The organism is Yeosuana marina (assembly GCF_011762485.1).
In the GTDB taxonomy this organism is placed as follows: domain Bacteria; phylum Bacteroidota; class Bacteroidia; order Flavobacteriales; family Flavobacteriaceae; genus Yeosuana; species Yeosuana marina.
This window is the reverse complement of record NZ_JAAKGI010000006.1, coordinates 1-4,535: the sequence shown is the minus strand read 5'-3', so window position 1 is coordinate 4,535 and position 4,535 is coordinate 1. Positions and strand designations below refer to the sequence as shown.

At 28.8% G+C, this 4,535-nt stretch carries 5 protein-coding genes and 1 pseudogene; 3 read left to right on the top strand and 3 right to left on the bottom strand.

What is annotated here, in order from left to right; genetic code table 11:
- A pseudogene (locus G5V56_RS08720) lies at positions 1-279 on the top strand (transposase); the annotation flags it as partial.
- Positions 280-299: 20 nt separating this feature from the next.
- On the opposite strand, the gene G5V56_RS08715 reads toward G5V56_RS08720, so the two are convergent.
- Together G5V56_RS08715 and G5V56_RS08710 are read right to left on the bottom strand one after the other, a co-directional pair.
- Positions 300-977: a DUF5041 domain-containing protein gene (locus G5V56_RS08715; protein WP_166963950.1), complete on the bottom strand. Its 678-nt coding sequence runs from the start codon at positions 975-977 to the stop codon at positions 300-302.
- Between the two features lie 171 nt (positions 978-1,148).
- Positions 1,149-1,730, bottom strand: a complete 582-nt coding sequence (locus G5V56_RS08710) for a hypothetical protein (protein WP_166963948.1) — start codon at positions 1,728-1,730, stop codon at positions 1,149-1,151.
- Between the two features lie 1,880 nt (positions 1,731-3,610).
- On the opposite strand from G5V56_RS08710, the gene G5V56_RS08705 reads away from it, so the two are divergent.
- Both G5V56_RS08705 and G5V56_RS08700 read left to right on the top strand, forming a co-directional pair.
- A complete protein-coding gene (locus tag G5V56_RS08705; RefSeq protein WP_166963946.1) occupies positions 3,611-3,865 on the top strand; it encodes a hypothetical protein in 255 nt (84 codons plus the stop codon).
- 4 nt (positions 3,866-3,869) lie between these two features.
- The gene (locus tag G5V56_RS08700; protein WP_166963944.1) at positions 3,870-4,145 is read left to right on the top strand and encodes a hypothetical protein; all 276 of its coding nucleotides are present in this window, start codon (positions 3,870-3,872) and stop codon (positions 4,143-4,145) included.
- A 44-nt stretch (positions 4,146-4,189) separates the two neighbouring features.
- On the opposite strand, the gene G5V56_RS08695 is transcribed toward G5V56_RS08700, so the two are convergent.
- Positions 4,190-4,535: transposase (locus G5V56_RS08695; protein WP_166963942.1), on the bottom strand; the 346-nt coding region annotated here is incomplete at its 5' end.

Genomic DNA, 4,535 nt, shown 5'->3' with positions numbered 1-4,535 from the left:
GCCCAGGAAAAGAAATTTACCGTAACCTATTACCGCGCCGAGTACGAGCGCAACATCGTCAGAGTAAACAGTCCACAGAGGCGTTATATGAAAGCCAAGCGACAAAGCACAGTAGAGCCCGTTTTTGGAACACTCACTGAGTTTATGGGTTTAGGGAAAGTCAATACCATAGGTATTAAACAGGCTAATAAGTGTATGCAACTATCCGCCATTACATATAACCTAAAAAAGTATCTGAAATTCACTCAAAAACACAGTAAAAGTGGGGTGGCAAGTGTTATGCACTGGCTTTAATTATTTTAATTCTCCTTTTCTATTTGTTTGGTTACGTTTAACCCAATTATAAAATAATGTGGCATCATATCGAAAGCTTGATTAGAAAAATCAGTGGCTAATTCCTTTTCCATGCAGAATCTTAACAGAACATCTCCATTTTTTGAAGGGGATTCCCAAAATGAACCTATCAAAAACAAAGGAGTCTTTCCTTCTTGTAAAGTTGTGTTTTCTATTTTGAACGGTATTGATGCATGTTTATTTGAGTAAATGGAATCAATTTCCAGCTTATATTCGTCAATGCCAAAATCTCCCATTCTAATATTTAATAAAAAATCATTGTCATTTTCTGTAATTATAAATCTAGCCCCGTCGAATGGCTTAAATATTCTTTCTCCATTTTTTATTGAGTGATATGGGGATGATGTACACCAAATTACTTTTTCATTCATCAATTCTTTGTCAGCGTACTCTTCTAGAAATAGACAAACTTTGTATTTTAAGCTATCCGGTGGATAAAGGCCAAATTTTAAAACGTTGATTTTTAAAGATTTTAATACAGCATTCATGTCTTCGATTGTAACGTTAGGATTTGAGTAATCAACATCAAAGTTCTGGGCTTGAGAAGAACTTATAGACACAAAAAATATCCAAATTAGTATAATTCTTTTCATTATATTGTTTTTAAAATTATAATTTTCCATGTATAAAATTTAAGGTGTTAATTGTTTAATGCAGTAATATGTGGTTTGAGTTTGGGTTCTTTTAACTCTCATTTTTAGGCTTGTTATCCTTTTCTGCTTGTGCAAAAATTCCAATTGGTATAAATAAAATTATGCAGAAAATGCTTTTCATAAATTAATGACAAGAAATCATTATATTTTTAACCTATCTTTATTCAGGTTTTTATTATACCAATCCTTTTTCAAATATCTTCCCGTATTAAAAATAGTAGGCAGTGAGTCCGATTTTATAAACTCATATTTTGTAATTGGAATTCGTTCATCTTCAGACTTTAATTCTATATGTAACGAATCGATAACCAATCCTTTTTCAAAATAATTCCAAGTTGACATTCCTATCTTATTTTCAGCATAATTCTCTAAAATAAGAGAGTCTTTTTCAACTCTCCACCAACCAAGATCATCTTTTAATGTATTTTCTACTTGAGTAATTTTTTTGTTGATTTCATTTTTCAAGTCTTTGTTTGAAAGCCAAACTTTAGTAAAGTATCCATTCTTATTAAAAATGATAGCATACCTAATATGTGCATTTTCCCTCAAATCTCCAGTTTGCAAATAATATCCATCGAAACGTAATGAGTTTTTAGAATCTTTATATATCGGATTTTTATAAGTCTCATAAATATTCTTTCTTATAAACCAAGGGCCAGTTCCGCAATTTACATTTAGTAGCATAATAAAGAAAAAAAATATCAGAATTCTAATAAATTTCATAATATAAATGATTGATCTCATTTGTTTTTAAGTTAATTGAAAATTTTTATGAATTTATTTTTTATCTTAGCTTTTCATATTCAATTTCTGAAAAGACATAATGGTGAATAAAAAAAGAAGTAATTACAAATACACCTCTAATTACTCATGATTCAATATTTAATAAATGAAAAGACTAACTATTGTTAATATTAGCAAATATAAGAATAAAGCTTAATAGAAGGTTTAATTTAGATTTTTGTGCCATTTTGTTTTGAAGATATTTATTTAAAGATAAGTCATTTATACCCAAATCAATTTGTTATCTCTATTGCTCTAAAAAACTTATTGGCAATAACATTACATGCTACTCAATTACTTTAATGGAATTTATCATATAATTTGAAATTTGTTATAATTTCAAAAGTACAGTAGAAAACCATCAAAAAAATATATTGTTAGAAAAGGTGGTATCAATAAATAAATTTGATACTCAAACTAAGTTTAAAAGAATGATGATTCGATTCTTATCTCAGGTTTAATTTAAAATAGGCTAGTTTTTTACTTAAATGAAATATCTCCATGTTTAAAGCTCAACAGACCAAATTCGGAGAAATCATCAATTTACATTTGGAAAAGAAAATCAATTTTAAAACAGGAAAAAAATATTTACAAGCCAGTGTCTTGTTAAGGAGTTTTGAATAATCTTATTGTTTTTTAATATCTTGATTTTTAATCACTTAAATAAAAGGTGAGTGATTCGGTGAGTACAAAATCAAAATACATTTTATTTAATTGATTTTCAATTGATTAAAATTATACAGATATTCCCACCTTGAGTACAAATAGACCTTGATAATTAATTGATTATCAGGGTTTTTTGTTTTAATCAGTAACATTATAGCAACATAATTATGATTAAAAAATCTAAATGAGCTATATTATCGATGAGGATTTTCCAAATTTTATATCACTTTAATTATCTCTTACTCGATAAAAAACCTATAAAATCTCTTTTTTTACGTGGGTTTTCTTTTTTTTAGTTGTCAAAATAATTCAATAATTTAAAATAGCTCATATATTTTCTAAATATTAATAGCAAATCGTAAGCTTTTTCTTTAAATTTGGATTAGGAAACAGAGTATATAGTTATCAAACTACGAACAAAACATACACTTTATAAAAGATATATAGTTACCAGTAACCATATATCTACGTTGTAAGCAATAGCCCAACTTCAATAAAGACTTTTAATTCGAATGTTTTTGCGCTAAAGAAAGAACCATTGCCTGGTCAATCATAGTGGATTATAGAAGATAATTCGCTACCCAAGTTTTCGGCGGTAAACCCCGTGAAAATGTATTTTCAAACGAGCGGTGTCGTATAAAACTTGATGGCTAAGGTATAAGATTTAAATTAAAAAGTCAAGTCCTCTCCTATTTGAATCTGATAGCTTATGTGATTTACCAAACTAGGGTTCAGCACCTTATAAAAAAAGCGCCTAAATTGGACGGTCCATACCACAATGTATAGTCCATAAAATTTATAAAAACATCCGAATTTCTTAAATAGGTCTGAAGTCGGGCTACTGACATTTATATCATGTCATTTTTCTTAAATTTAATGACATGCACTTTTAAACCCCTAAAAACTGGACGATAAATAAAATGGTTTAAAATATAAAGCTCACAACACTATATATAAAAAATAAGGGATTCCGTGCTTTTACAAAAGGCTATCGCCAAAAGCACGGTCGCCAATTTAGAAAATTAATATTTCTCCTACATTTTAAACATTTATTTACTAAATTGGCTTTGGTAAAATCAGATGGTAATTGATTTTTAAATCCCTTACTTTTTATATATTTTACGTTAGGCACTAGCTGGAAAATTCGTTTGACAATGAAAAATAATGAAATATTAAGAGAGCAGATTCTAGAAATAGTAAAAAATCAACTAGAAAATAATGATCCTCCTGAAACAAAAATCACATATAACAAATTGATAAAGGATGGATACAATGACTTTCAATCCCGACAGATGATAGGACAATGTGTGGCTATAGAATTGTTTGAAATTATTAAAATGGGTAAACCATTTGATAATGATAGATATATAAAAAATTTAAAAAAACTCCCAAAAGAGCCATTTGAATAAAATCATGAAAATAGAATTAACAAAAGAGGAATATAAAACTCTACTCACTATAGTATATTGTGGAGAATGGATGCTAAACAGCCATAAAATAAAAGATGATAGTATGTCAAAAAGGACTGAGGGTTTAGAGCAAAACCTATTTTCCTTTGCCAAGGATGCTGGTTTAGAAAAATGGATAGAATTCGATACAGAAATGGAAAAATATTTTCCTACTGCCAACATGGAAGATGAATTACACAAATTTATTGACCTATATAATTTGAGACAAAAGAAAATATGAAAAGCCAGTGCCTAACAAAGAACTGAGTTAAAAAACAAGCTATTTTAAGCTAATTTTGAAACAAAGTTTTCATCGTATGGTCTTCCTGATTTTGCAATAGCAAACGCCTGTTTCAATAGTTTATTTGCAACAGCTATCAATGCCAGTTTTTTACTCTTGCCCTTGTTAACTATACGTTCATAAATCTCTCGACATGCCTTGTTATGTTTACAGGCTGAAAATGCACATAAAAATAGTAGATTCCTGAGTTTCTTGTTGCCCACTTTACTTATCCTACTCCTGCCCCTTACACTACTTCCCGATTCTCTTATGGTTGGTGTAATACCAACATAACTGCATAATTGTGAAGCCGTTTCAAATTTCTTAAAACCATCGGTTATTACTATTAAA

What these genes read in the sequence shown, in the direction of transcription:
- G5V56_RS08715 (WP_166963950.1), bottom strand. Translation starts at nt 977, where the DNA reads ATGGAAAATTATAATTTTAAAAACAATATAATGAAAAGAATTATACTA.
- G5V56_RS08710 (WP_166963948.1), bottom strand. Translation starts at nt 1,730, where the DNA reads ATGAAATTTATTAGAATTCTGATATTTTTTTTCTTTATTATGCTACTA.
- G5V56_RS08705 (WP_166963946.1), top strand. Translation starts at nt 3,611, where the DNA reads ATGAAAAATAATGAAATATTAAGAGAGCAGATTCTAGAAATAGTAAAA.
- G5V56_RS08700 (WP_166963944.1), top strand. Translation starts at nt 3,870, where the DNA reads ATGAAAATAGAATTAACAAAAGAGGAATATAAAACTCTACTCACTATA.